The organism is Rhizobium tropici CIAT 899, from assembly GCF_000330885.1.
GTDB lineage: Bacteria > Pseudomonadota > Alphaproteobacteria > Rhizobiales > Rhizobiaceae > Rhizobium > Rhizobium tropici.
Genome location: NC_020059.1, coordinates 1,205,560 through 1,229,073 on the forward strand (window position 1 = coordinate 1,205,560; position 23,514 = coordinate 1,229,073).

Annotated in this window: 26 protein-coding genes; 3 read left to right on the forward strand and 23 right to left on the reverse strand. The window is 60.7% G+C overall.

All coding sequences use genetic code 11. The annotated features are described in order from the left end of the window. Positions 1–2: 2 nt before the first annotated feature. The 7 genes from RTCIAT899_RS05835 to RTCIAT899_RS05865 form a co-directional block, all read right to left on the reverse strand. Positions 3–521 carry a tyrosine phosphatase family protein gene (locus tag RTCIAT899_RS05835; RefSeq protein WP_015339311.1) on the reverse strand — a complete coding sequence of 173 codons (519 nt, stop codon included), beginning with the start codon at positions 519–521 and terminating at the stop codon, positions 3–5. Further along, positions 518–1,135 (reverse strand): YfbR-like 5'-deoxynucleotidase, encoded by a 618-nt coding sequence (locus RTCIAT899_RS05840; RefSeq protein ID WP_015339312.1) that lies wholly within the window; start codon positions 1,133–1,135, stop codon positions 518–520. Before RTCIAT899_RS05840 ends, RTCIAT899_RS05835 begins: the two co-directional genes overlap by 4 nt. Further along, positions 1,132–1,971, reverse strand: a complete 840-nt coding sequence (gene ygfZ, locus RTCIAT899_RS05845) for a CAF17-like 4Fe-4S cluster assembly/insertion protein YgfZ (protein ID WP_015339313.1) — start codon at positions 1,969–1,971, stop codon at positions 1,132–1,134. Before ygfZ ends, RTCIAT899_RS05840 begins: the two co-directional genes overlap by 4 nt. Positions 1,972–2,148: 177 nt before the next feature. After that, positions 2,149–2,907 (reverse strand): hypothetical protein, encoded by a 759-nt coding sequence (locus RTCIAT899_RS05850; RefSeq protein ID WP_015339314.1) that lies wholly within the window; start codon positions 2,905–2,907, stop codon positions 2,149–2,151. 16 nt (positions 2,908–2,923) lie between these two features. Next, complete coding sequence (locus RTCIAT899_RS05855; RefSeq protein WP_015339315.1) at positions 2,924–3,181, reverse strand: hypothetical protein; 258 nt, start codon at positions 3,179–3,181, stop codon at positions 2,924–2,926. Positions 3,182–3,285: 104 nt separating this feature from the next. Continuing rightward, positions 3,286–3,717, reverse strand: a complete 432-nt coding sequence (locus RTCIAT899_RS05860; protein WP_041677839.1) for a TIGR02301 family protein — start codon at positions 3,715–3,717, stop codon at positions 3,286–3,288. Between the two features lie 94 nt (positions 3,718–3,811). Next, entirely contained in the window at positions 3,812–4,231 is a 420-nt protein-coding gene (locus RTCIAT899_RS05865; protein WP_015339317.1) for an NUDIX hydrolase, read from the reverse strand. A gap of 162 nt (positions 4,232–4,393) precedes the next feature. Between RTCIAT899_RS05865 and RTCIAT899_RS05870 the strand changes: the two genes are divergently transcribed. After that, positions 4,394–4,714: a YnfA family protein gene (locus RTCIAT899_RS05870; protein WP_015339318.1), complete on the forward strand. Its 321-nt coding sequence runs from the start codon at positions 4,394–4,396 to the stop codon at positions 4,712–4,714. Between the two features lie 43 nt (positions 4,715–4,757). Beyond that, entirely contained in the window at positions 4,758–5,522 is a 765-nt protein-coding gene (locus tag RTCIAT899_RS05875) for an SOS response-associated peptidase (protein ID WP_015339319.1), read from the forward strand. Between the two features lie 75 nt (positions 5,523–5,597). Here the strand turns inward: RTCIAT899_RS05875 and RTCIAT899_RS33765 are convergent, their stop codons facing one another. The 6 genes from RTCIAT899_RS33765 to RTCIAT899_RS05900 form a co-directional block, all read right to left on the reverse strand. Then, positions 5,598–5,738 carry a hypothetical protein gene (locus RTCIAT899_RS33765; RefSeq protein WP_015339320.1) on the reverse strand — a complete coding sequence of 47 codons (141 nt, stop codon included), beginning with the start codon at positions 5,736–5,738 and terminating at the stop codon, positions 5,598–5,600. Between the two features lie 323 nt (positions 5,739–6,061). Continuing rightward, on the reverse strand, positions 6,062–6,922 hold the full coding sequence (gene pssA / locus RTCIAT899_RS05880) for a CDP-diacylglycerol--serine O-phosphatidyltransferase (RefSeq protein ID WP_015339321.1): 861 nt from the start codon (positions 6,920–6,922) through the stop codon (positions 6,062–6,064). A gap of 122 nt (positions 6,923–7,044) precedes the next feature. Further along, complete coding sequence (locus tag RTCIAT899_RS05885; protein ID WP_015339322.1) at positions 7,045–7,743, reverse strand: phosphatidylserine decarboxylase; 699 nt, start codon at positions 7,741–7,743, stop codon at positions 7,045–7,047. 306 nt (positions 7,744–8,049) lie between these two features. Continuing rightward, on the reverse strand, positions 8,050–8,748 hold the full coding sequence (locus RTCIAT899_RS05890) for an acid phosphatase (protein ID WP_015339323.1): 699 nt from the start codon (positions 8,746–8,748) through the stop codon (positions 8,050–8,052). A 132-nt stretch (positions 8,749–8,880) separates the two neighbouring features. Continuing rightward, entirely contained in the window at positions 8,881–10,767 is a 1,887-nt protein-coding gene (locus tag RTCIAT899_RS05895) for an ABCB family ABC transporter ATP-binding protein/permease (protein ID WP_015339324.1), read from the reverse strand. Between the two features lie 203 nt (positions 10,768–10,970). Beyond that, entirely contained in the window at positions 10,971–13,013 is a 2,043-nt protein-coding gene (locus RTCIAT899_RS05900; protein ID WP_015339325.1) for a LysM peptidoglycan-binding domain-containing protein, read from the reverse strand. Between the two features lie 155 nt (positions 13,014–13,168). Between RTCIAT899_RS05900 and RTCIAT899_RS05905 the strand changes: the two genes are divergently transcribed. Continuing rightward, positions 13,169–13,792, forward strand: coding sequence for an LOG family protein (locus RTCIAT899_RS05905; RefSeq protein WP_015339326.1), 624 nt, complete (start codon positions 13,169–13,171; stop codon positions 13,790–13,792). A 28-nt stretch (positions 13,793–13,820) separates the two neighbouring features. Here the strand turns inward: RTCIAT899_RS05905 and rarD are convergent, their stop codons facing one another. The 10 genes from rarD to purF all read right to left on the reverse strand — a co-directional run bounded on the left by rarD (position 13,821) and on the right by purF (position 23,419). Next, positions 13,821–14,732 (reverse strand): EamA family transporter RarD, encoded by a 912-nt coding sequence (gene rarD, locus RTCIAT899_RS05910; protein ID WP_015339327.1) that lies wholly within the window; start codon positions 14,730–14,732, stop codon positions 13,821–13,823. A 108-nt stretch (positions 14,733–14,840) separates the two neighbouring features. After that, positions 14,841–16,457, reverse strand: a complete 1,617-nt coding sequence (cimA, locus tag RTCIAT899_RS05915) for a citramalate synthase (protein ID WP_015339328.1) — start codon at positions 16,455–16,457, stop codon at positions 14,841–14,843. Between the two features lie 90 nt (positions 16,458–16,547). Continuing rightward, positions 16,548–17,507: a prolyl aminopeptidase gene (gene pip, locus RTCIAT899_RS05920; protein WP_015339329.1), complete on the reverse strand. Its 960-nt coding sequence runs from the start codon at positions 17,505–17,507 to the stop codon at positions 16,548–16,550. Further along, positions 17,504–17,980, reverse strand: a complete 477-nt coding sequence (locus RTCIAT899_RS05925) for a GFA family protein (protein WP_015339330.1) — start codon at positions 17,978–17,980, stop codon at positions 17,504–17,506. The genes pip and RTCIAT899_RS05925 overlap by 4 nt, the downstream gene beginning before the upstream one ends. Beyond that, the gene (locus RTCIAT899_RS05930; RefSeq protein ID WP_015339331.1) at positions 17,973–18,464 is read right to left on the reverse strand and encodes a GFA family protein; all 492 of its coding nucleotides are present in this window, start codon (positions 18,462–18,464) and stop codon (positions 17,973–17,975) included. Before RTCIAT899_RS05930 ends, RTCIAT899_RS05925 begins: the two co-directional genes overlap by 8 nt. Further along, positions 18,461–18,943 (reverse strand): GFA family protein, encoded by a 483-nt coding sequence (locus RTCIAT899_RS05935; protein WP_015339332.1) that lies wholly within the window; start codon positions 18,941–18,943, stop codon positions 18,461–18,463. Before RTCIAT899_RS05935 ends, RTCIAT899_RS05930 begins: the two co-directional genes overlap by 4 nt. Beyond that, positions 18,940–19,260 (reverse strand): endonuclease domain-containing protein, encoded by a 321-nt coding sequence (locus RTCIAT899_RS05940; protein WP_041677317.1) that lies wholly within the window; start codon positions 19,258–19,260, stop codon positions 18,940–18,942. The genes RTCIAT899_RS05935 and RTCIAT899_RS05940 overlap by 4 nt, the downstream gene beginning before the upstream one ends. Positions 19,261–19,508: 248 nt before the next feature. Further along, positions 19,509–20,900, reverse strand: coding sequence for a cysteine--tRNA ligase (gene cysS / locus RTCIAT899_RS05945; protein ID WP_015339334.1), 1,392 nt, complete (start codon positions 20,898–20,900; stop codon positions 19,509–19,511). Positions 20,901–21,122: 222 nt separating this feature from the next. After that, the gene (locus RTCIAT899_RS05950; protein WP_015339335.1) at positions 21,123–21,863 is read right to left on the reverse strand and encodes an SDR family NAD(P)-dependent oxidoreductase; all 741 of its coding nucleotides are present in this window, start codon (positions 21,861–21,863) and stop codon (positions 21,123–21,125) included. 71 nt (positions 21,864–21,934) lie between these two features. Beyond that, the gene (gene purF / locus RTCIAT899_RS05955) at positions 21,935–23,419 is read right to left on the reverse strand and encodes an amidophosphoribosyltransferase (protein WP_015339336.1); all 1,485 of its coding nucleotides are present in this window, start codon (positions 23,417–23,419) and stop codon (positions 21,935–21,937) included. Between the last annotated feature and the right edge of the window lie 95 nt (positions 23,420–23,514).

Sequence of the window (23,514 nt, forward strand, 5' to 3'; positions counted from 1 at the left end):
CGTTAGCTGGCCAAGGATAGTGTGAAAGGCGCATTGCCGTCGGCATCCGCGCCGCGGCCGATCTGTTTGACTGCCGCGACCAGGCGCCCTTGGCGCCCCAGCAGCTCATCGCCGATGGCGACCAGCCGGGCATTCGGCGTGACGAATGGCGAGCTCGCCCGCAGCCGATGCACCAGCACTAAATCGTCTTGCTGGGGGTGAACGGCCAAAGCCGCGATCAGCGCTGCCGCCGGCGAGCGGGAGACGCCCATCCAGCAATGGATAAGCAAAGGCGCGCTTCGATCCCAGCCGGAGACAAAATCGATAATCGCGCGAACATGCGCCTCCTGTGGAGCGACGAGATCGCCTGTCCCGGCAAAACTGATGTCGTTCATATGGAGCAGCAGATGCCGATCCGCCTGGATGACCGCCGGGCGGTGGAAGCTGTGCTCCTTGGCCATCAGGCTGATCATTTCGCGCGCGCCATGATGAACGGCCATTTCGGCAATGCGCGCGAGCGGCGATACGACGATCCTGGTCACGCCCCAACCCTCATGGCAGCGCGCTCCGCCTCGATCGCTTCGAAGCGCTTCAGAAACAGCCGTTGCGCCTCGATTGCCGGCAAAGGCTCGATCGGCAGCATCTCGCGCGTGATGTCGCGCGGCTGACCGAAGAACTTGCGCGCCTCCTCGGGCGAAAAGCCCGCAAGCAGCGTTGCCTCGAAATAGGCAGAGATCGTGTCGGCCTTCTTGATTCTTTCCTTGAGCTTCGGCGCGCAATGGGGGGGCAGGGCGAAGCGCCGGTAGATGGCTGCTTCGAGCCGCTTTTCCACGGCCTTGTAATCGCCGCCGACAACGGACTTGAAGGGCGAGATCATGTCGCCGATCACATATTCCGGTGCATCATGCAGCAAGGCGGCGAGCAGTTCGCCCGGCGTCGCCGGATTGAGGTGACGAAAGATCGCCTCCACCACGAGGCTGTGCTGCGCCACCGAAAAGGCGTGATCGCCGGAGGTCTGGCCGTTCCAGCGCGCGACACGGGCAAGCCCATGCGCAATGTCACTGATCTCGACATCGAGCGGCGACGGGTCCAGTAGGTCGAGCCTGCGCCCGGATAACATACGCTGCCAGGCGCGCGCAGTCGTCGCCGATGTCATGCCGACGCCTCATCGGCGCGGGTGGGGAAGGAGAGGCCGGACCAAGCAGGAAGAGACACGGTGACGTCGATATCGCCAGCCCTTATCGGAGCCTCTTCGGCAATGGCTTCGCCGGCCCGGTCGATACGGACGATGGCAAGGCCCATATTGCCGGCGGTCGAGCCGAGCGTGCCGATCGGCTTGCCGCCGACGGTCAATTCCGTACCGGAGGAGGGCAATTCCGAACTGCCGCTGACAATGACGACGCGCCTGCGCGCCGTGCCGCGATGATGCATGCGCGAAACCACTTCCTGGCCGATATAGCAACCTTTTCGAAAGCCAAGGCCTCCGTTCAGATCCATCAGCACATCGTGCGGGAACGCATCTTGCAACGCGAAATCGAGGCCGGAAACGGCGATGCCGTTGGCGATCCGCAGCGTGTCATAAAGTGTCTCGGGGTCGCCGCCGTGCTCGTTGGGCGTCCGGGTCAGCACAATGCCCGCCTTGGCGAAGCGACTGTCCTTTGGTCCATGCGTCGCATTATCTCCCCACGCGACCGTGACCCCCTGGGTATCCTCAGCGACGAAATCGACCTTGGCGCGCAGCCGATACATGGTGAGCCGCTTCAGCAGACCTTCCCGCTGCGCCGTGTCGGTTTCGAGTAGAAACCCTGCGCCATCCCGCCAGATCATGAGGTCGAACAGGATCTTGCCCTGCGGCGTCAGCAACGCGCCGGGGCGAGCCTCATCGGCGCCAAGCGAGACGAGATCGGTGGTGATGAGATTGTGCAGAAACGCTTCTGCTTCTGCGCCGGTGATGCGGATAAAGGAGCGCTCTCTGAGGAATACGGCTGGCATGACGGTTCCGCTGATTTGACCTGAAGCACGGCGCGATCTCTAAGATTCGCTTCCTGTATTTCAGGTCTTTGATCTTGCGCATGTCGTTGTCGCAAAACCGCTGCGCACTTTTGCGCGACATGCTTCATCACGCAGAGGTAGGGCCTTCGGCGGGGAACCGCAAGTTCTCCGGCCGGATCATTCGCCCGAGGTGAAGAATTTCCAGCGGCCGTCCGGCGTGATGCCGACGCGATAGAAATTATAGCCGCCGAATTCCTGCATATCGGCATAGTCGCCGGCCGTCACGATACGCATCAGATCGACCTTCTCCGGCGTGGAGAGCGCCTTGATGTCCTTTTCGGCGAAATAGGGCCAGACATAGACCTCATCCGGGGTTCCCTGGCCGACATGGGCAAAGCCTGACGACATGATGTCGAGGAGAATGGACTGGATTTCTATGCCGTCGGGATCTCCCGAAAGGTCATGCAGCGTCTTGATCGGATCTTCGCCGGGATCGTCGGCCGTAACCTGGGTCTGTTTCAGACCTCCTCCGATGTTCATCAACGGGCGCAGACGCTCAAGATCGCCGGAAGCAGCAGCCTCGACGATCGCCGTACGGAGCTTCTTTACCGGCTCGGGCGCCTTGTCGATATCGAAGAGGAATTCGACCGATTTGCCGGTATTAGAAGCGCTGCCGCTGCTCTGTGCAGCCTGCTTGTTGATCAAGGGCTCAGGCGCCGGCAGCGCATTGTTGGCGGGTGCTTCCAGCGCCTGCTCGATCGGTTTCTCGTTTTTCTGTTGCGCGGACTTTGCTGTATCTTTCGCCTGGGGGGCCGGCGGATTGAGCTGAGAAAAGGCGCTAGCCGGAATCGGCAGAGCCACGCTGCCCAAAAACAGGGTTACGGCAGCGAAGGAGGCAATGGAACAGGTGAGCGCATTGCCTGGAAAGATACGCATAAGCAATCTCTGATTGTTATTGCAGGGTACGGTTAGGAGAGAATTCGCCAGCGAGCATGCGTTCACGCAGCGATTCGAGCAAGGCTTCGGCGCCCTGTTCCCCCTGAATCCGGATTGTCTCGCGAATTGCATGGGCGATGGCTGCATCGGCGATGATTTCAGGCTCGATGCCGTCAGCCATACCGTCTGCCCAAGCTTCGTTCTGGTATTCCAGCGCTGCCTGCATCTTTTCATGAACGATCATGTCGTCGATTTCGTTCAGGCTGGCTTCCATTGTTTCTTTCCTCGAGACGTTCATGTCCTTACCACTTGCTTAATAACTTTATCAGCCTTTTCTCAAAACGACACGGCTCGCTGTCAAAAGAGGTTAATAAATCGTCAATTTCCAAAGCGTGCGGTGATTTCTGTCGCCAGTGTTGCACCTTCGTTACGGTATCGCTCTTCCGCGATGCGGGCCTGCGGCGTGCAATTCGTGTAAACCGATGCAAAGGACCTATACCCTCGGTTGAAAGCCGCAGTCAGCCTTTCTTTTCGCTTTGGCTCGTTCTTGGTTTCCGTGTCGAGCAATTGCTGCATGTCGCCGCGCCAACCATCCTCCCGTGTCGGGCTGCAGAGATTGCGCAGATAGTCGATCGAGCCGAGGATTTCGGAAAGCCGGGACAGCCGTTCGTCGTAGGGTACCGGCTGCTCCGCATTCCCGCCATCGGGCGCCTGTGCCGGCGGCGTGCTCGCTGCCGGCTGTGCGGCAGCGGGAAAGGCGGCGGCAAGCGCGATGCAGATCAGAAGCGGTGGGCCAAGGTTATGAATCATGTAACCATGTTGACCGGACAAGCATGACGGGAACAAGGCGTGGCAGGTGGTTTCCACCCCGATATTGCTCAGCATCGTTAATTTCGGGGCTGAGCTATGCGTTTTCTGCAGCAAGCCGTTCCACGCATTCGAGCACGCTGGCCGGAACGGGCAGGGCGCGCACCTCCTCCACCGTGTACCAGCCGATGGCAGCCGCATCGTCGGCGGCCTCGGCGACGGCATCCTCATCGGCGTCCACAAGGAAGACCGAGAGCAGGAAGTGGCTCGTCAGCGTTCCGTCTGCCGCATGGGAACGCAGGTCGTAGGTTTCGAACAGGCGGGGATTGCGGGCTGATATGCCGGTCTCCTCCTTGAACTCGCGCAGGGCCGCGTCGGCCGGCATCTCTCCTTCCTCGGCCCGCCCGCCCGGAAAGGCATACATGTCGGCAGACGGCGGATTGCTGCGCAAGACAAGCAGGAAGCGGCCATTGCGCTCGAGAATGGCGGAAGAGGCAGGGCGAGGATTGGAAGTCATGGATCGCTTTGCATCGGATGGGAAGATCGGTGTGCGACGACGAAGGTCATCGGCGACTAATCTCTACAGGAAACGCCGCTTGCTGTCCCGCGGGAAAGCCCATTAACTCGCTTCCGGCGGAAGCCGCGATTCTGAATGCATCGAACATGGGAACGATCGGGGATGATCTACGGGCTATACGCTTTGGCTGCTCTCGCCGAGATCGCAGGCTGCTTTGCCTTCTGGGCGTGGCTGCGTCTGTCGAAGCCGGTCTGGTGGCTGGCACCCGGCCTTGTCTCCCTGGCGCTCTTTGCCTGGCTGCTGGCACTGGTGCCGAGCGAGGCGGCGGGGCGCACCTTTGCTGCCTATGGCGGCGTCTATATCGTTGCCTCCATTCTCTGGCTCTGGCTTGCCGAAGGGCGGCTGCCGGACCGGTGGGATATTTCGGGCGCCGTCATCTGCCTTGTCGGCGCGGGGATCATTCTCTTTGGTCCGCGCGGCTGACATCAGACTTGACCCTCCGCGTCTCGGGTGCAACACAGGCCTCATGTGCGGACGTTTCGCTTTGACATCGACGGCAGACCAGGTGGGCGAAGCGCTCGGCGTCCTGCTGAATGAGGCATTTCCCGCGCGCTATAATATTGCGCCGACGCAGCCGATCCTTGTCGTCATATCGGGCGATAGGCAGCGACCGGGCAGCAACCTGCCGGATCGCCGTGCTCTGCTCGTGCGCTGGGGCTTTATGCCCGACTGGGTGAAGGATCCCAAGGAGTTCCCGCTGCTGATCAATGCGCGAGCGGAAACGGCCATCGGCAAGGCGTCCTTTCGTGCCGCCATGCGCCATCGCCGCATCCTCATTCCTGCATCCGGTTTCTACGAATGGCATCGGCCGCCGAAGGAGAGCGGCGAGAAGTCGCAGGCCTATTGGATTCGGCCTCGCAGCGGCGGCGTCATCGCTTTTGCCGGGCTGATGGAAACTTGGTCGTCGGCCGACGGTTCCGAGGTCGATACGGGTGCGATCCTGACGACGGCGGCAAACAGCGCCATTCGATCCATCCATGACCGCATGCCCGTTGTTATCAAACCGGAGGATTTCGCTCGCTGGCTCGATTGCAAGACGCAGGAGCCGCGCGATGTCCTTGATCTGATGAAGCCGGTTCAGGAGGATTTTTTCGAGGCGATCCCGGTTTCGGATCGCGTCAACAAGGTTGCCAATATGGGGCCGGATGTGCAGACACCCGTAATGCTCGATCCGGTCAGAAAGCCGCCGAAGAAGGCGGATTCGGACGATGGCCAGCTAAGCCTTCTCTGAGCGGCCGCCATTCGGCGGCCAGTGATCGGAAATGCTGCCTGCCGGTATTGGTCGGCGGCGGGCAGAATTGTATTTTCAGGCGATCTTTTTCTTGAGAGGCTTCGTCTTCAGCATCAGATGTGCTGCAAGAACGGCTTTCAGGCCCAGCGGACGATAATGCTTGCTGGGATCGATCTTTGCCTGCGGTTGTGCCGGCTGGTCTTTCTTCTGCGTCATGTTTCACTCCTCACCATGCTCCCCGGAGCATTTTTCGATTCACAGTCGAGTAGTGGTTTTTGTCGTAAATCATGACAAATCGAAGGCGTTTTCCAATCAGCTTTTGTAAACAACGACCATATTTCGAGAGATTAGCGCCGAAACCTCGTGTAGAATCCGCACTGCCGCAATGTTGAATCTGCGGAAATATTGCGCTGCGACGGTTCGCGATGGCGCCGATCAGCTATCGCCATGTCTCTGATCGATAAGGAAGACTTGCCGACTTGCGGTTGCAGTGCAGCGAAGCCGCTGCAGGGCTGCTGCGCAGGGATATGACAAGCAAATCAGATATGCCGGCCTATGTCGTCATTGGAATCGTCGACATTGGGATCCGCGGGGCCGTTGATGGTGTAGGTGCCGTATTTCTTCGCCCAGGAGCGCGCACCGAAGGGCAGGGACAGCAAATAGATGACGACGGTCACGACCATGACATGCCACGTGTAGCTCATTAGCAGCGCGACATAGACGACAAGGCCGAGCATGATCGGCAGCACCAGATCACGCCTTACGCCATTGCCTTCCGATTTGCCGGACCATACCGGCAGACGGCTGACCAGAAGAAAGCCGATGAGGACGGTATAGGCTGCACCCCACAAGGCGAAGGTGCGGTCCGGCGTCAGGCCGAGAAAGCCGAGATAAACAGGCAGCAGCACCAGCATGGCGCCGGCAGGCGCGGGTACGCCGACGAAATATTCCGACTGCCAGGAAGCCTTGTGCTCGCGCTCGGCCATGACGTTGAAGCGGGCGAGCCGCAGCCCGGCGGCGATCGTGTAGATCAGTGCCGCGATCCAGCCAAGCGAGCGGGCCTGGTCGAGCAGGAAGACGTAGACGACGAGCGCCGGGGCAACGCCGAAGTTGACGATGTCGGCGAGCGAATCCATCTGCGCGCCGAACTTCGAGGTGGCCTTCATTAACCGCGCGACGCGCCCGTCGATGCCGTCCAGGAAGGCGGCGACCAGCACGGCCACGACGGCGAGCTCGTAGCGGTTTTCGAAAGCGAGACGAATGCCCGTCAGGCCCGAGCAGATCGCCAGCACGGTGATCATGTTCGGCACGATCAGCCGCAACGGAATTTCCCGGAGACGCGGTCCGCGTGCTTCGTCGTTAGGCCCGTGTGGCTCGAAAGGCGGAAAAGGCGTCTTCATCTCGCTCGTGTTCCTAGAGCAATTCCAGCAAAAGTGCGAAGCAGCTTTGCGTCCGAAATTGCGTGAAAACAATAGTGTAGAGTATTTCCGTACCTCCGTTTAGGGCGGAAATACTCTCGGCTTCAGCTGCGGCGGCTAAGGGTTGCGCCCTTGGCCGAGCCGAATTCGGCAATGACGGTTTCGCCGGCGATCGCCCGCTGGCCGACGGCAACGCGCGACGAAGCACCTTCCGGCAGGAAGACATCGAGGCGCGAGCCGAAACGGATGAGGCCGATGCGCTCGCCGGCATCCAGCGGCTCGTTCGGATGGACGAAGCAAAGAATGCGCCGGGCAACGAGGCCGGCAATCTGCACGACGCCGATTTCGCCATGCTTCGTTTCGATCACGAGGCCGTTGCGCTCGTTCTGTTCGCTGGCCTTGTCGAGTTCGGCATTGAGGAAGCTGCCCTGACGATAGGCGACGTTGGTGATGCGGCCGCGCATAGGCGAGCGGTTCACATGGCAATCGAAGACGTTCATGAAGATCGAGATACGCAGCATCGGCTGGCTGCCGAGGTTGAGCTCAGCCGGCGGCGTCACCATCTGCACGCTCGAAACCTTACCGTCCGCCGGCGATATCGCCAGATCATCGTCCTGGGGCGTCAGGCGTTCGGGATCGCGGAAGAAATAGGCGCACCACAGCGTCAGGATCAGGCCGATCCAGAAGAGCGGCTTGAAGATCCAACCGAGCACCAGCGACGCGACGAAGAAACCTGCAACGAAGGGATAGCCCTCCTTGTGTACGGGAACGATGACATTGCGCACGCTGTTCATCAAGCTCATCTATGGCCTACTCCGTTAGGGCATTTCCGCCAGGAACCGGGCTCCGGTTCTCCGTCAAGATCATGCCAGTCAAAAGAATGAGAACAAGATAAGCGGTCTTGCTCTGAATACCAGTCGAGCGTGACTACAGGCAAACTCTGTCACGGGCAATGCTTTCGCACGCTCGTCCTCAACGCAATCCGCATCGAGCAAGATGCCAACGTCCCCCGGACTTGAAAAGTGTAGCCTGTGGAAACCCGTGTGGGATGCAATGAAAAGGCCGCCGATGGCGGCGGCCTCCTATGTTTTGCGTCGATCGACAGGAAATCAGAGGCCGAGAGCAGCGCGCAGTTCCGTCTTGGCGCCTTCATACTCGGTCTTGTAATCGTCATGCGTCATGATGGTTTCGGCGATGACGGTGCCTGCAATGCGGCCGGCTTCGATGTCGGAGGCGTAATGGATGCCGCCGACGATGCGGTTATGGCCGTATTCCCAGGCGCGGGCCATGATGGCGGCGCGCTTTTCCGGCACCATATTCGCAAGCACGATGCCCATCAGCGTGCCGACCGTGGTGTGGCCGGACGGATAGGAGCCGGACTTGGAGAGCGGTACGATCGGCTTGACGAGATCGCTGTAGAGATGCGGGCGCGGACGCTTCCAGACATCCTTGGCTGGGTCGACGACGGCGCCTTCGGTCTCGACGACGCGATCGAAGAAGGCCGAAAACTTCGGCAGGTTTTCCTTGGTGAATTTCGGATTGTCGATGACGTCGGAAAAGCGCCAGACATTCTCTTCCGCGTCGGCCACGGCGCGTGCCGCCATTTCCGGTGTGCGGGTCACCTGGATCGTCAGGATTTCGCCGAGCTCCGCCTTCATCTGCGCGGAATCATTGGCAGGCGGGGGCGGAAGCAGATCGAGGAGGTTGATCTCCTTAGCATCGGCGAAAGGCTTGGCATCCTCGGCGAAAACCGGCGAGGCCAGGCCGACGACGAGCAAAAGGCTTAAAGCTTTGGCAAGAGTACGCATTGGGGGGCTCCGTTCAAAAAGACCCTCGTACCTAGCAAGCTGTCATCTCAGTCTCGTGACAGCAATCGGTGCATAACTGCTGCGCCCCGGTGCTGCCATGGAGTGCAGAATTCAATGCTTCTGCGGGTTTTCTCACCTTGCCGGCGCCAGCCGATCGATAACGCCCAGGTCGTCGTTCTCGCGCACCTGCTTCAGATGCTCCTCGGCCTGCGTCGCCTCGCGCTGGCGGTTCCACATGGATGCATAAAGCCCGTTCCGCGCCAGCAGTTCGGCATGTGTGCCGCGCTCGGCGATCACACCACTTTTCAGCACGATGATCTCGTCCGCGCCGATAACAGTCGACAGACGATGAGCAATCACAAGTGTCGTGCGGTTCTTGGAGACGACGTCGAGTGCGGCCTGTATTTCGCGCTCGGTCGTCGTATCGAGCGCAGAGGTCGCCTCGTCGAGGATCAGAACGGGCGGCGATTTAAGAACGGTGCGCGCGATCGCCACGCGCTGCTTCTCGCCGCCAGACAATTTGAGACCGCGTTCGCCGACCTTGGTCTCGAAGCCTTCCGGCAGTTGACGGATGAAATCGCCGATCTGCGCGATCTCCGCGGCCGCCATCACTTCCGCCTCGCTTGCGCCCGGCCGGCCATAGCGGACGTTGTAGGCGATGGTATCGTTGAAAAGCACGGTATCCTGCGGCACCATGCCGATGACCTTGCGCAGGCTCTTCTGCGTGACGGTTCGCAGATCCTGGCCGTCGATGGTGATCGTACCGCTTTGCACGTCGTAGAAACGATAAAGCAGGCGCGACAACGTCGATTTTCCGGCGCCTGAAGGCCCGACGACGGCGACGGTCTTGCCTGCCGGAACCTCGAAAGAAATGCCCTTCAGGATCGGCCGGGCCGGATCATAGGCGAAATGCACGTCCTTGAACGTGATCGCGCCATTACCGATGACAAGTTCCTTGGCGTCAGGCGCATCGACCACCTCGGGCTTGACCTCGAGCAGATCGAACATCTCCTCGATATCGGTCAGGCCCTGGCGTATTTCGCGATAGACGAAGCCGATGAAGTTGAGCGGCACGGAGAGCTGCAGCAGCATGGCATTGATGAAGACGAAGTCTCCGACCGTGTGTTGGCCGTTGAGGACAGACCAGCCGGACATGACCATCATCACTGTCGTGCCGAGGCCGAAGATCAAGCCCTGGCCGAAGTTCAGCCAGCCAAGTGACGTCCAGACGCTGGTGGCAGCCTTTTCATATCGCTCCATCGATTGATCGAAGCGTTTGGCTTCCATCTCCTCGTTGCCGAAATATTTGACCGTCTCGAAGTTCAGCAGCGAATCGATCGCCTTGGTGTTGGCGTCGGTGTCGCTGTTGTTCATCGTCCGGCGGATGGAGATGCGCCAGTCGCTCGCCTTGACGGTGAACCAGATGTAGAGCCAGACCGTGACGGCTGTGACCGCGAGATAGGAAAAGCCATAGCCGCGCCAGAAGATAATGGCGGTCAGCAGGAATTCGATGAAGGTCGGAAACGTGTTGAGGATCGTGAAGCGGACGATCGTCTCGATGCCCTTGGTGCCGCGCTCGATGATGCGAGAGAGGCCGCCGGTCTTCCGCTCCAGATGGAAACGCAGCGAGAGTTCGTGCATGTGCACGAAGGTCCTGTAGGCGAGCTGGCGCACCGCATACTGACCGACACTCGCAAACAGCGCGTCGCGCAGCTGGTTGAGGCCGAGCTGGATCAGGCGCGTCGCGTTCGTGGCGATGATCAAGGCGACAGCGCCGACCAGGAAGGCAGGCAGAATGCCCTGCATGTCGAGCTTGCCGTTCAGCGCATCGACGGACCATTTGAAGAAGTAGGGGACCAGCAGCAGGAAGAATTTCGAGACCAGCAGGAAGACGGTCGCCCAGACCACCCGCATCTTTAGATCCATGCGCCCGCTCGGCCACATATAGGGCCAGAGATTGACGATCGTGTTCAACGGATTGCTGGAATCCGCCGATATGGTTTTCTTCTGGCCTGCCATGTCCGTCTCCGGCGAATGATTGGGCAGCCGGGATGGCAGTGTTTGCACAGCCGACTGGCGAGCCTTCGCAGCCAAGACATGGCCATTGCGCGAAGGCTATGGGGTCGGGCGACGCTTATACTATTTTCATGCGGTATAAAAGCAGCGGCCAGGCGTTGATGCACCTGGCCGCAATCAATGTTCTCACTGGACTATGGTTGCTGCTAGAGATGCTCGCCCGAAAGCCGCTTGCGATGGAGCTCCTCGGCATTCGGAAGAGCGTCCTTCGGCAGACCAAAGACCTGACCCGGCAGGATCCGGTCCGGATTGTTGATCTTGTCTTCGTTGGCCAGATAGATCGTTGTATAGCGTACACCCGCACCGTATATGCGGCGTGAGATCTGCCACAGCGTGTCGCCGCGGCGGATGATGACGGCATTGCTATCCTGCGAGAGCGGCGCCTGCTCGAGCGTCTTCGGCTCGCTGGACGAGACTTCGGCATTCGGCTGTGCTGGCGCCGTCTGCGCCGGCGCCGTGATAACGGCGATCATCTGTTCGAGTCCAGGCAGGGCGGCGGCGACCGACTGCGGGTCCTTCGGCAAGGCGACGAGAGCAGCTAGCGCCTTGCCGGCCATGCTGGAGGCATCGGCCGCAGCCTTCTTGAGCGCGGCGCTGGCGTTGATGGTCGGCCGGAATTCGGAGAGCGACTTCAGCGCGATTTCCGTGCCGGAGCGGGCGGCTGCGAGCTGTTCCGTATTCGGTTGCTTACCGTCGGTAAAGAGGCCCTTCAGCAGCGCAAAAGCCTTGCCGGCGCCTTCCTTGAGCTTTGCAAGCTCGCCCTCGTCGAGCGGTACCATGTTTGCCGTGGTCGCTTGCGTTTGACCATTGGCGGCGGACGTCTGCGCCGCAACCGTCACCTGATTGCCCTGGGGGCGCGTGAAGTTGACGCTGGTCCGCACTACGACTTTGCCGGCGCCATCGAGCACATCGACGCGGATCTTGTGATCGCCGACAGCCAGAGGCATGGGTCCGTCTACGACGAAGTGGCCATCGGCACCCGCGACGTTCTCACCGATGAGCTTGTCGTCGGCATAGGCGCGGATCTTGGCATTCGGCTTCGTGGTGCCGGCGACGAAGATATGATCGTTTTCGATCTCAACCGCGTTGACCATGACGTCTTGATCCGCCTCCACCTTTGCTGCCGACGGCGTTGCCGTGCCTGCCGCAGTATTGGCGGATGCAACCGCGGTGCCGTCTTGTTGCGGCTTGGCATCTGTCGTGGCTGCCGGCTTGTCCGTCGCTTTGGCCTGAGTGTCGGCTGCGGACGCGTCCTGTTCGCCGGCGGTCACGCGGCCCTGCTTGGCGGAAGGCGCGGTGATGATGCGGCTTGCAGCGCCTGGCTTGGACACCATCGCGAGGACCTGGGTGGAATTGTCTTTCGGCACGGAGACAGTGGCGACTTCCTCGGAATTGACGGCCTTGCCGTCCTTGCCGGTGGCGCGTAGCACCAGTTCGTGGTCCCCAGGCGGCAGTGGATTGTCGAGCACGGCGGCAAAGTCGCCGCTCGGGCCGGCATTGGTCGTCGTGACGACCTTTTCACCGTCGACGATTTCCAGCTTGGCATTCGGCTCGGCCGAGCCTGCGATAACCGTCGAGCCATCCGGCTCGACGCGCAACACGTCGAATGACGGCACGCGCGGAGTGCCGGCAGCCGTCTCAGGTGCCGGCTGGCCGGTCAGCGCTGCGAAAGCCTTGTCGATAGCCGCACTCGCTTCGGCGGCATTGTCGGGGAGAGACTGGATGATGGTGAGCGCCTTGCCAGCGCCGTCCTGTACCTTCTTCACAAGTCCGGTTGTCGTGGCGTCGATCCCCTCGGGAAGCGCAAAGCCGACGATCGATTGCAGGGCGTTGGTTGCCTTCGTCTTTGCGGCCGTGAAGGTATCCTGGGACGGTGTGTTGCCATCCTTGAACAGCGCCTTGAGATCGGCAAGCGAGGTGGTTGCCGCACCCGTAAGCTCGGTCAGCTTCTTGGTGAGATCTGCGGTGTTGACGGCATTCTGTGCGGTTTTGGTCGCGTTCTGTGCAGTCTCGCCGGCCTTCTGCGCGTTCTCGTCGATGGTGTTCTTCACCGTGTTGCTGGCTTGATTGACCGCATCGCCGATCGGGGTCTTGTCACCGTTGATGCGCGGCATCACGAAGAAGACCATCAACAGGGTCGCAATTGCCAACACCAACAGAGCCAGCCACCCGGCACGGTTCTTCATCATCATTTATCTCCACGCGGCGAAGTCGTCGCAACTCCTGAAATTGCTAGCGATTTCGCCTGCTTTTACAAGCTTTCTCAGCCATTTTCGCATGTCCCGGCACAAGTTTTCCTTTGAAAAATCTTGACTGAGCATCTGCAGCATAGTTGTTTGCATCCATGACCGACGATTCCACGCCAATTCGAACCATTTGCGTCTATTGCGGCTCACGGCCGGGGCGCGATCCCTCCCACATGGCTGCCGGCCGCGAACTGGGCAAAAGCATTGCCGAAAACGGCCTGCGCCTGATCTACGGCGGCGGAACGAAGGGCATCATGGGCGCTGTCGCGAGCGGCGTGCTATCGCACGGCGGTCAGGTTACCGGCATCATTCCGGAATTCCTCGTCGATATGGAAGCGACGCGCCATTCGCTCGGTCAACTCGACGAGCTCATCATAACGCCTGACATGCATGCGCGCAAACACGGCATGTTCGAACGCGCCGATGCTTTCGTGGCATTGCCGGGTGGCATCGGCACTTTGGAAGAGATCGTGGAGATCATGACCTGGGGTCAGCTCGGCCGTCACGAAAAGCCGATGGTCTTCGCCAATATCAACGGTTTCTGGGACCCGATGATGGAACTCATCCGCCATATGACGGAAGAGGGCTTCGTCCATACCGCCCACCGCGTCCAGCCGCTGGTCATCGACAAGATCGCTGATATCATCCCCGCCATCCGCAAGCACGCTGCGGAGGTGCCCGGAGATCGCGGCGGCGAAGAGGCCGTCATTTCCAAGCTTTGACTGGGGATCTGCTAACCAGGCCCGCTGGTTAGCCTCCTCTGCTCTGACGCAGCATCGACCAGCTGTAGAGCACGAGACCGGCCCAGATCAGCGAGAAAGCAATCAGCTGCGTCGTCCCGAAGGGCTCCTTGAACAGGAAAACGGCGATCAGGAAGACCATGGTCGGCACGATGTATTGCATAATGCCGATGGTCGACATTTTGAGAAGCTTCGCGCCATTGGCGAAGATCATCAGCGGCAGCGCCGTCACAAGCCCGCAGCCGAGCAGAAGTGCGGTGTCCGACAGGCCGGTTTGGTAGAAATGGCCTTCGCCCCGCGCTTCCAGATAGATGATGTAAAGCGTCGCGGGAATGCAAAGCAGCAGCACTTCCAGGAAGAAGCCCTGATTGGCGCCGACGGGCAGCGTCTTGCGGAAGAAGGCATAGAAGCCCCAGGAGAAGGTGAGCGATAGCGCGACCCAGGGCAGGGTGCCGGCCTTGACGGTCAGGATAACGACGGCTATCGCCGCAAGGCCGATCGCGACGATCTGCGTCGGTGCCAGTTTTTCCTTGAGCAGGATGGCTCCGAGCGCGATGCTGAACAGCGGGTTGATGAAGTAGCCGAGGGCAGCATCGAGCGAATGTCCGGCGCCGATCGCCCAGACGTAGGTGCCCCAGTTGATGGTGACGAGCGTCGCCGTCAGTGATGCCATGGCGATTGTCCGCGGATTGCGAAACGCCGCCTTCACGTCCCCCATGCGTCCCAGCGCCAGCAGCACTATGCCGGCGACCGGAACCGACCAGACGATACGATGGGCGATGACCTCGAAAGCCGGAATATGGGCCAGCGCCTTCATATAGAGCGGCAGGATGCTCCAGAAGAGGTAGGCCGTCAGCGCGAAGCCGAAGCCCCGGACCGCGTCGTTATTCTTGATTTCAGGTTTGACCGCATCTGTGGCCATGAGTTTTCCCGTCATTCTCTGTTATTTGAGACGGGATTACCCCAATGCATGCGGCATGGCTAATTCATTTCATTGACGGCATCGTCAAGCTTTTTGATGGGCGGCGGATTACTCCGCCGCGATCCTGCCGGCCATGTGCCGGTTTTTCATCAGCTTGTAGATGACCGAATCCACCAGGGCCTGGAACGATGCGTCGATGATGTTCTCGGATACGCCGACGGTCCACCAGCGTACGCCGTCGCTATCCGTAGATTCGATCAGGACTCGGGTTATGGCCTCCGTACCGCCATTGAGGATACGCACCTTGAAGTCGGCCAGTTCCAGGTCGTCGATTTCGTGCTGGTATTTGCCGAAATTCTTGCGCAGCGCCAGGTCGAGCGCATTGACCGGGCCGTCGCCTTCGGCAACCGACATGATGGTCTCGCCATCGATGATGATCTTCACGACCGCTTCCGAGACGATTTTCACCCGGCCGTGGGAATCGAAGCGGCGTTCGACCATGACGCGGAAACCGTCGATTGCGAAGAATTCCGGGATGGTGCCGAGCGTGCGGCGCGCCAGAAGTTCGAAGCTCGCATCCGCACCTTCGTAAGCATAGCCCGTCGCTTCGCGCTCCTTGACGATCTGGATCAGCTGGTCGAGCTTGGGATCGTCCTTGCCGACCTCGATGCCGCGCCGTTTCAGCGCGTTGATGAAGTTCGACTTTCCGCCCTGGTCGGAAACCATGACCTTACGGAAGTTACCGACGCTTTCCGGCGGCACATGCTCGTAGGTGCGCGGGTCCTTCAGCAGCGCCGAGGCATGGATGCCGGCCTTGGTAGCAAAGGCCGACGCGCCGACATAGGGCGCCTGGTGGTCGGGCGAGCGGTTCAGCAGTTCGTCGAAGGCATGCGAAAGGCCGGTCAGGCCCACCAGCCGTTCGGTGTCGATCGTCGTTTCGAAGCGTTCGCTATAGGCCCTTTTCAGTGCCAGCGTCGGGATCAGCGTGATCAGGTTGGCATTGCCACAGCGCTCGCCGATGCCGTTCAGCGTGCCCTGGATCTGCCGGACACCTGCCTCGACTGCGGCAAGCGAATTGGCAACCGCCTGGCCGGTGTCGTTGTGGGCATGGATGCCAAGACAGTGCCCGGGAACGCCGCAGGCGATGACGGCTTCGACGATGGCGCGCACCTCCGGCGGCTGCGTGCCGCCATTGGTGTCGCAGAGCACCACCCAGCGCGCACCGGCGTCATAGGCTGTCTTGGCGCAGGCAAGCGCATAGGTCGGGTTGGCCTTGTAGCCGTCGAAGAAATGCTCGCAATCAACAAGCGCTTCCTTGCCGGCATTGATCGCCGCCTTGACGCTCTCAGCGATGCTTTCGAGGTTCTCCTCGTTGGTACAGCCGAGCGCGACCTTGACGTGATAGTCCCAGCTTTTCGCCACGAAACAGATCGCATCGGATTTCGCCTGCAGCAGGCTGGCAAGGCCGGGATCGTTGGAGGCGGAGATACCGGCGCGCTTCGTCATGCCAAAGGCGACGAAGGTGGCCGATTTCGTGCGCTTCTCATCGAAGAAGGCCGTATCGGTCGGGTTGGCGCCGGGGTAACCGCCTTCGATGTAGTCCAGGCCGAACTCATCCAGCATGGTCGCAATCGCAATCTTGTCCTCGACCGAGAAATCGATGCCGGGCGTCTGCTGACCGTCACGGAGCGTCGTGTCGAAGAGATAGATTTTTTCGCGTGTCATACTGTTTCCTCCGGCGAACCGGTTTTCTTGCTCAGTCGCTCCCTCTCCCCGCGTGCGGGGAGAGGGTTAGGGTGAGGGGCCTTACTCGGCCTACGCTTTCCCAGCAAACTTGTCCGTCGCGCGGATCAGCTGATCGAGAATGCCCGGTTCCGAATAGGCATGGCCCGCGCCCTCGATCAGATGAAATTCCGCTTTCGGCCAGGCCTTGTGCAGCGCCCAGGCATATTTGGCCGGACAGGGCATGTCGTATCGGCCATGGACGATGACGCCGGGAATGTCTTTCAGCTTGTAGGCGTCGCGCAGCAGTTGGCCCTCTTCGAGCCAGCCGGCATTGACGAAGAAATGGTTTTCGATGCGGGCAAAGGCGTGGGCGAATTCCGCATCGGCAAAGTGGTCGCTGGTGGCCGGCTCCGGCAGCAGCGTGATCGTCTCGCCCTCCCAGATCGACCATGCCTTGGCGGCCTCCAGTCGGGCAGCCTTGTCCGGATGCGTCAACAGCCGATGGTAAGCGGCCATCATTTCATGACGCTCTTCCGGTGGGATGGGCGCGATGAAACGCTCCCATTTGTCGGGGAACATCTCGGAGACGCCGAACTGATAATACCAGTCGAGTTCGGCTTTCGTCAGCGTGTAAATTCCCCGCACCACCAGTTCAGAAACACGCTCCGGATGCGTTTCGGCATAGGCGAGCGCCAGCGTCGAACCCCAGGAGCCGCCGAATACCAGCCATTTTTCCGCGCCGGCCATTTCGCGCAGCCGCTCGATGTCAGCAACGAGGTGCCAGGTGGTGTTGGCTTCCAGGCCCGCATGCGGCGTCGAGCGCCCGCAGCCGCGCTGGTCGAACAGGGTCACGTCGTAGAGCCTGGGATCGAATACGCGGCGATGGCTCGGCGAAATGCCGCCGCCCGGACCGCCATGCAGGAAGACGGCGGGCTTGGCGCCGGGCGTTCCCACCCGTTCCCAATAGATCACGTGCCCGTCGCCGACATCGAGGTGACCGGAAGCATAGGGTTCGATTTCCGGATAGAAAGTGCGCAGGAGCTCGGTCATATTTTCAACCCCTCGGCGGGCCAGACATCGGTATCGTGATCGGGATGCTGGAAAGAAATGATGTGCTCCTGCCGCGAATAGAAATCCGGATCCTGATAGACGGGCTTTTCGAAGATCGTCTCTACCCAGGGCAGGCGATAGGCGTGGTTCACCTGGATCTGTGGGGCGAGATCCTCGCGCTCGTCGAAGGCACCGATGGCGATTTCGACGCCGCCCGGATGACGGTATGTCAGCGGTGTGCCGCAGTTCTTGCAGAAGCCGCGATCGATGTTGACGGAAGACTGGAAATAGGTCGGCTCGCCGCGCGTCCATTCCAGGCCATCTTCAGGTGCAGTAACGAGGGCGGAGAAGAAGTTGCCGAACTGCTTCTGGCACATGCGGCAATGGCAGATCGACGGACGGCCGAGCTCGCCGCGGATGCGAAACCGCACCGCCCCGCATTGGCATCCTCCGCTTCTGATGGCTTCACTCATGGTGCTTCTCCTGTGGCCAGCTTGAGGTATCGTGATCGGGATGTTGATGATTGGAGAGCTTGATCGATATCGCACGATCCGAGCTATCCTCATCCGGTTCCATCGGCAGCGCATCGAGCGCCTGGAACCAGGTCATTTTTCCTGCGCGGTTCGATTGCGCAACGGGTTGGACCAGCGCCGGCTCATCCAGTGAGCCAAGTGTCACATTGATAGAATCCGTGCCGGGCACATCATAGAACAAGGGTGTACCGCAGGTGCCGCAAAAGCCGCGACGCACAAGATCGGACGAATGAAACCAGGAGGGTTCGCCGCGTGTCAACTCGAAATCGACGCGCTTGGCACTCCCCAGTGGGAGGGCGTAATTGCCGGATGCCTTCTGGCACATGCGGCAATGGCAAAGATGCGGATAGCCGAGCGCACCGGCGGTGCGATAACGAACCGCGCCGCATTGGCATCCGCCGCTAAATCCCGCTGCCATTGTCATTTGCTGCTCTCCAGAGGCCATGCCGCCGTATCGTGGTCAGGATGCTGATATGACACAAGTTCAAGCACGAAAGGCGCCTGCCCGGCGTCCTCTTCCGTGCGGTGTCCAGGCAGCAGATGCAGCCGATCGACGAAGCCGATCTTGGCTTCCGTGCCATATTGCACGACAGGCGGCAGTTGCGAGGGATCGTCGAAGGCACCGGCCGCGACTGCAATGCCATCGGGCGCCTCATAGGTCAGCGGTGTGCCGCAATCCCCGCAGAAACCGCGCTTTACGAAGTTCGACGATTGAAACGCCTTTCGCTCTCCGCGCGTCCAACTGAGTTCGGCGCCGCGCACCGAAACCAGCGGCGCATAATAGGCGCCGAATGCCTTCTGACACATGCGGCAATGACAGATGGAGGCATCCTTCAGCTCGCCCCGCACCCGGAAGCGAACCGCGCCGCACTGACAGCCGCCGGTGTAGGTCGAGACGGTCATGATCTATCCTTTCCGGCGACGATGAGGATATGCATGCAGACGTTATCGATATCCTTGAGGACGTCGTCATTCCAGAAGCGCAGGACAGTCCAGCCGTCGGCTTCGAGACGGCGGGTGCGAACCTGGTCATAGGTCTGATCACGATCATTGCCGTGCTGGGAACCATCGACTTCGACGATGAGTTTTTCAGTAGGGCAGGCGAAATCGACGATATAACCGGCGATGGGCAGTTGGCGGCGAAAGCCGAGACCCATGAGGCGGTGTGCGCGCAATTCATTCCAGAGCCGAAGTTCCGCGTCCGTCATGACCTTGCGCATGCGGCGGGCGTTACTGCGGATTTTGGGCGGGACTGGAATATGCGGCAAGGTACCCCCCTTTGTCACTTTCGTGACATCTCCCCCACAAGGGGGGAGATTGTTAACCCGCGGCACTCGCTCGGCCCAAATGGACATCGAACTTGCGGTGACCAAGCCTAGTGATCTTGCGAAGACATGCGGCAAACTCCCCCCAATCTCCCCCCTTGTGGGGGAGATGTCACGAAAGTGACAGAGGGGGGTATAAAAACTCACCGCTTGATCTCCCAAGTCGTGATGCGCTCGCTAGTCGCCGCATCCTTGCCGTCCTTGAGCTGGATGCCCATGGCCGTCAGCTCCTCGCGAAGCTTGTCGGCTTCGGCAAAATTCTTCGCCTTCAGCAGTTCAAGCCGCTGCCGCACCTTGGTATCGATCTCTGCGACTACAGCTTCGTCGATCTCCGCCTTCTTCGGCAGCAGGCCGAGAAGATCGGCGCTGGCCGCGAAGACCGACAGGAGGCTGGCATCGGCATTGGCGGCCTGTGCCAGGGCATGCAGTGCCTGGATGGCGGCAACGGTGTTGAGGTCGTCGCCGAGTGCGGCAAGCACTGTTTCATCCGGAGCCGCCCCACTTAGGTCGGCAGCCGGCCATTTGGCGATCAGCCGTTCCGCTTCCTCGAGGCGCTTCACCGAGAAGTCGATCGGCTCGCGATAATGCGTCATCAGCATGGCAAGCCTGAGCACCTCGCCCGGCCAGGTTCGGCCGCCGAGCTTGTCCGTCTGCAGCAGCTCATGGATGGTGACGAAATTGCCTTCCGATTTCGACATCTTGCGGCCTTCGACCTGCACGAAGCCGTTGTGCATCCAGACATTCGCCATCGCATGCGTGCCGTGCGCGCAGCGCGACTGGGCGATTTCGTTCTCATGGTGCGGGAAGATCAGGTCGAGCCCGCCGCCATGAATGTCGAAGAGGTCGCCGAGATAGCGCCCGCTCATGGCAGAGCATTCGATGTGCCAGCCTGGACGACCGCGGCCCCAGGGGCTTTCCCAGCCCGGCTCGTTCTCGTTCGACAGCTTCCACAGAACGAAATCGCCAGGGCTTTTCTTGTGTTCGTCGACGGCGACACGGGCGCCGGCCTGCTGCTCATCGAGATTGCGCTTCGAAAGCTGGCCGTAGTCGGCCATCGATTTGGTGTCGAACAGCACCTCGCCGGCCGCTCGGTAGGCATGGCCCTTCTCGATCAGCGTTTCGATGATCGCGATCATCTCAGCGATATTGTCGGTCGCCCGCGGCTGTACTGTTGGCTCCAGGCAGCCGAGCGCCGTCGTATCCTCGCGGTACTGCCGCTCGGTCTTTTCCGTCACCAACCGGATCGCATCGTTCAGCGGCAAGCCGGGGTGATCGCGCAGCGCGCGCGCGTTGATCTTGTCGTCGACGTCGGTGATGTTGCGGACATAGGTGACCTGGCTTTCGCCGTAGACATGCCGCAGCAGCCGGAACAGCACGTCGAAGACGATGGCCGGCCGGGCGTTGCCGATATGGGCGAAGTCATAGACCGTCGGGCCGCAGACATACATGCGGACGTTGTTGCGGTCGATCGGCTGAAAATCGACCTTTTCGCGCGTCAGCGTGTTGTAGAACTTCAATTGCGGCTCGGTGGCCATATCATTCTCCCAAGGCATAAATCCGAAAAATACCGTCACCGGCAGGCCGGACGTTTGTCATCTTGGATTTTGGGAGACGAAAACGGCCAGGCCAGCGAAGCGCTAGCGAATAATCTTCCGGCAGATAATGCAGATAACCGTTTTCATGGGCGGCTTTATCGCGCGCCGGAAGAATTTGGTCAAGTAGGGATAAGGCGCCTCGTGTAAAGGCGAGGGACTATCTTATTCCGGCATCCGATAGTCGACGAGCTTGTTTTCGCGCACGACGAAAAGCTTGCCGGTTTCGGCGACATCGGAACCGACGAGCGGCAGGATCGCCTGGGCGACCTCGCGGGGATGCGGCAGCGTATCCGGATCTTCGCCGGGCATGGCCTGGGCGCGCATGGCGGTGCGGGTGGCGCCGGGATCGACGCTGGTGATGCGCAGCGGCGTGCTCTGCGTTTCCCCGGCCCAGGTCCGCGCCAGCGCCTCGACGGCGGCCTTGGATGCGGAATAGGGACCCCAGAAGGGCCGGCAGCGATGGGCGGCGGCCGAGGACAGGATGACGGCGCGGCCGGCCTCGGCGCGCATCAGCAGCGGCTCGACGGAGCGGATCAGTCGCCATGTGGCGGTGACGTTGATCGTCATCACCTTCTCGAACACCTTGGCCTCGACGTGGCCGATCGGTGAGATCACGCCGAGGACACCCGCATTGGCGACGAGAATATCGAGTTTGCTCCACCGCTCGTAGATGGAGGCGCCGAGCGCGTCGATGGCATTCATGTCAGCGAGGTCGAAAGGAACGAGAGTTGCCGAGCCGCCGGCAGCCTTGATGGCATCGTCAAGCTCCTCCAGTCCCCCGACTGTGCGGGCGCAGGCGATCACGTGCGCGCCGGCCTTGGCCAGTTCCAGTGCCGTGAAATAGCCGATACCGCGCGATGCGCCGGTGACGAGGGCGATCTTGTCCTTGAGATTGACGCTCATGCTGCCTGGATCCAGATATGTAAGGGGAGGGAGAGGAGCGAAATGCCCCTCTCGGCCGTTACTTGGGCGTGTCAGCCGTTGCTGGCGAGAACGGAAAGCTTGCGCACGTTGCTGGTGCTTTCCTTGTCGAGCAGGCGCGTCGGATAGTCACCGGTGAAATAATGGTCGGTGAACTGCGGCTGCGCATTGTTGCGGGGCTCGCCGCCGACGGCTCGGTAGAGCCCGTCGATCGACAGGAATTCCAGCGAATCCGCGCCGATGAAATCGCACATGGCCTTCAGGCTGCTGTACTGGTTGGCGAGTAGCTTGTCGGCGTCCGGCGTGTCGATGCCATAGAAGTCCGGATGGAAGATCATCGGGCTGGCGACGCGGATATGCACTTCGCTGGCGCCGGCATCGCGGATCATCTGCACGATCTTCACGGACGTTGTGCCGCGCACGATGGAATCGTCGACCAGCACGACGCGCTTGCCCTCGATGATGGCACGGTTGGCGGAATGCTTGAGCTTCACGCCGAAGGCGCGAATCTGCTGCGTCGGCTCGATGAAGGTGCGGCCGACATAATGGTTGCGGATGATGCCGAGTTCGAAGGGAATGCCGCTCGCCTGGGCAAAGCCAATGGCAGCAGGCGTGCCGCCGTCCGGCACGGGGACGACGACGTCGGCCGCAACAGGCGCTTCCCTGGCGAGGTTGATGCCCATGTTCTTGCGGGCGACATAGACGTTGCGGCCACCGACGACGGAATCGGGGCGGGCGAAATAAACGTATTCGAAGAGGCAGAGCCGCTCGGGCTTCGGAGCGTCGGGCTTGCGGGCATCGATGGTGATCGAGCCATCGGGCTGGATCTCGCAGATGACAACCTCGCCGTTTTCGACATCGCGGACATATTTTGCGCCGATGATGTCGAGCGCGCAGGTTTCCGAGCAGAAGATCGGCTTGCCGTCGAGTTCGCCCATGACCAGCGGCCGGATGCCGATGGGGTCTCGGGCGGCGATCAGCTTCGTGCGCGTCATGGCGAGCATCGAATAGCCGCCTTCCATCTGCCTGATGGCATCGATGAAGCGGTCGGAGGAGGAAACCTGCTTGGAGCGGGCAATGAGATGAAGGACGACTTCGGTATCCGAGGTCGATTGACAGATGGCACCGTCGGCGATCAACTGCCGGCGCATGGTCAGGCCGTTGGTGAAGTTGCCATTATGGGCGATGGCGATGCCGCCGACTTCGAGCTCGGCAAACAGCGGCTGCACGTTGCGCAGTATCGTCTCGCCTGTCGTCGAATAACGCACATGGCCCATGGATCGGTCGCCGGGCAGGCGGGCAAGCGTCGCGGGATCGGTGTAGTGATCGCCAACGAGACCCATCCGTCGCTCGGAATGGAAGCGCTGACCATCGAAAGAAACGATGCCGGCCGCTTCCTGGCCGCGATGCTGCAGGGCGTGCAGGCCAAGCGCCGTCAGCGCTGCCGCGTCCGGGTGTCCCAGAATGCCGAAGACGCCGCATTCTTCATGCAGCGTGTCGCCGTCGATATCGTCCTCGAAGGAAAGGGAATGATTCATGGCTGCGGGCCTTTGCTCTCAACGTGGGCGGATCGGGGCGGCGTCACGAGTAACCATTAAAATAGCTCAAAATCCGGCCGGAAAAAATATCCGGT

Coding starts and splice junctions, on each gene's coding strand:
- RTCIAT899_RS05930 (WP_015339331.1), bottom strand. CDS start 18,464: ATGACAATGGCAGCGGGATTTAGCGGCGGATGCCAATGCGGCGCGGTT.
- cimA (WP_015339328.1), bottom strand. CDS start 16,457: ATGACACGCGAAAAAATCTATCTCTTCGACACGACGCTCCGTGACGGT.
- RTCIAT899_RS05885 (WP_015339322.1), bottom strand. CDS start 7,743: ATGAGCTTGATGAACAGCGTGCGCAATGTCATCGTTCCCGTACACAAG.
- RTCIAT899_RS05895 (WP_015339324.1), bottom strand. CDS start 10,767: ATGGCAGGCCAGAAGAAAACCATATCGGCGGATTCCAGCAATCCGTTG.
- cysS (WP_015339334.1), bottom strand. CDS start 20,900: ATGGCCACCGAGCCGCAATTGAAGTTCTACAACACGCTGACGCGCGAA.
- RTCIAT899_RS05855 (WP_015339315.1), bottom strand. CDS start 3,181: ATGGAAGCCAGCCTGAACGAAATCGACGACATGATCGTTCATGAAAAG.
- RTCIAT899_RS05850 (WP_015339314.1), bottom strand. CDS start 2,907: ATGCGTATCTTTCCAGGCAATGCGCTCACCTGTTCCATTGCCTCCTTC.
- ygfZ (WP_015339313.1), bottom strand. CDS start 1,971: ATGCCAGCCGTATTCCTCAGAGAGCGCTCCTTTATCCGCATCACCGGC.
- RTCIAT899_RS05905 (WP_015339326.1), top strand. CDS start 13,169: ATGACCGACGATTCCACGCCAATTCGAACCATTTGCGTCTATTGCGGC.
- RTCIAT899_RS05870 (WP_015339318.1), top strand. CDS start 4,394: ATGATCTACGGGCTATACGCTTTGGCTGCTCTCGCCGAGATCGCAGGC.
- RTCIAT899_RS05950 (WP_015339335.1), bottom strand. CDS start 21,863: ATGAGCGTCAATCTCAAGGACAAGATCGCCCTCGTCACCGGCGCATCG.
- RTCIAT899_RS05840 (WP_015339312.1), bottom strand. CDS start 1,135: ATGACATCGGCGACGACTGCGCGCGCCTGGCAGCGTATGTTATCCGGG.
- RTCIAT899_RS05865 (WP_015339317.1), bottom strand. CDS start 4,231: ATGACTTCCAATCCTCGCCCTGCCTCTTCCGCCATTCTCGAGCGCAAT.
- RTCIAT899_RS05935 (WP_015339332.1), bottom strand. CDS start 18,943: ATGACCGTCTCGACCTACACCGGCGGCTGTCAGTGCGGCGCGGTTCGC.
- rarD (WP_015339327.1), bottom strand. CDS start 14,732: ATGGCCACAGATGCGGTCAAACCTGAAATCAAGAATAACGACGCGGTC.
- RTCIAT899_RS05940 (WP_041677317.1), bottom strand. CDS start 19,260: ATGCGCAAGGTCATGACGGACGCGGAACTTCGGCTCTGGAATGAATTG.
- RTCIAT899_RS05890 (WP_015339323.1), bottom strand. CDS start 8,748: ATGCGTACTCTTGCCAAAGCTTTAAGCCTTTTGCTCGTCGTCGGCCTG.
- RTCIAT899_RS05925 (WP_015339330.1), bottom strand. CDS start 17,980: ATGAGTGAAGCCATCAGAAGCGGAGGATGCCAATGCGGGGCGGTGCGG.
- RTCIAT899_RS05860 (WP_041677839.1), bottom strand. CDS start 3,717: ATGATTCATAACCTTGGCCCACCGCTTCTGATCTGCATCGCGCTTGCC.
- RTCIAT899_RS33765 (WP_015339320.1), bottom strand. CDS start 5,738: ATGACGCAGAAGAAAGACCAGCCGGCACAACCGCAGGCAAAGATCGAT.
- purF (WP_015339336.1), bottom strand. CDS start 23,419: ATGAATCATTCCCTTTCCTTCGAGGACGATATCGACGGCGACACGCTG.
- pip (WP_015339329.1), bottom strand. CDS start 17,507: ATGACCGAGCTCCTGCGCACTTTCTATCCGGAAATCGAACCCTATGCT.
- pssA (WP_015339321.1), bottom strand. CDS start 6,922: ATGAAGACGCCTTTTCCGCCTTTCGAGCCACACGGGCCTAACGACGAA.
- RTCIAT899_RS05900 (WP_015339325.1), bottom strand. CDS start 13,013: ATGATGAAGAACCGTGCCGGGTGGCTGGCTCTGTTGGTGTTGGCAATT.
- RTCIAT899_RS05875 (WP_015339319.1), top strand. CDS start 4,758: ATGTGCGGACGTTTCGCTTTGACATCGACGGCAGACCAGGTGGGCGAA.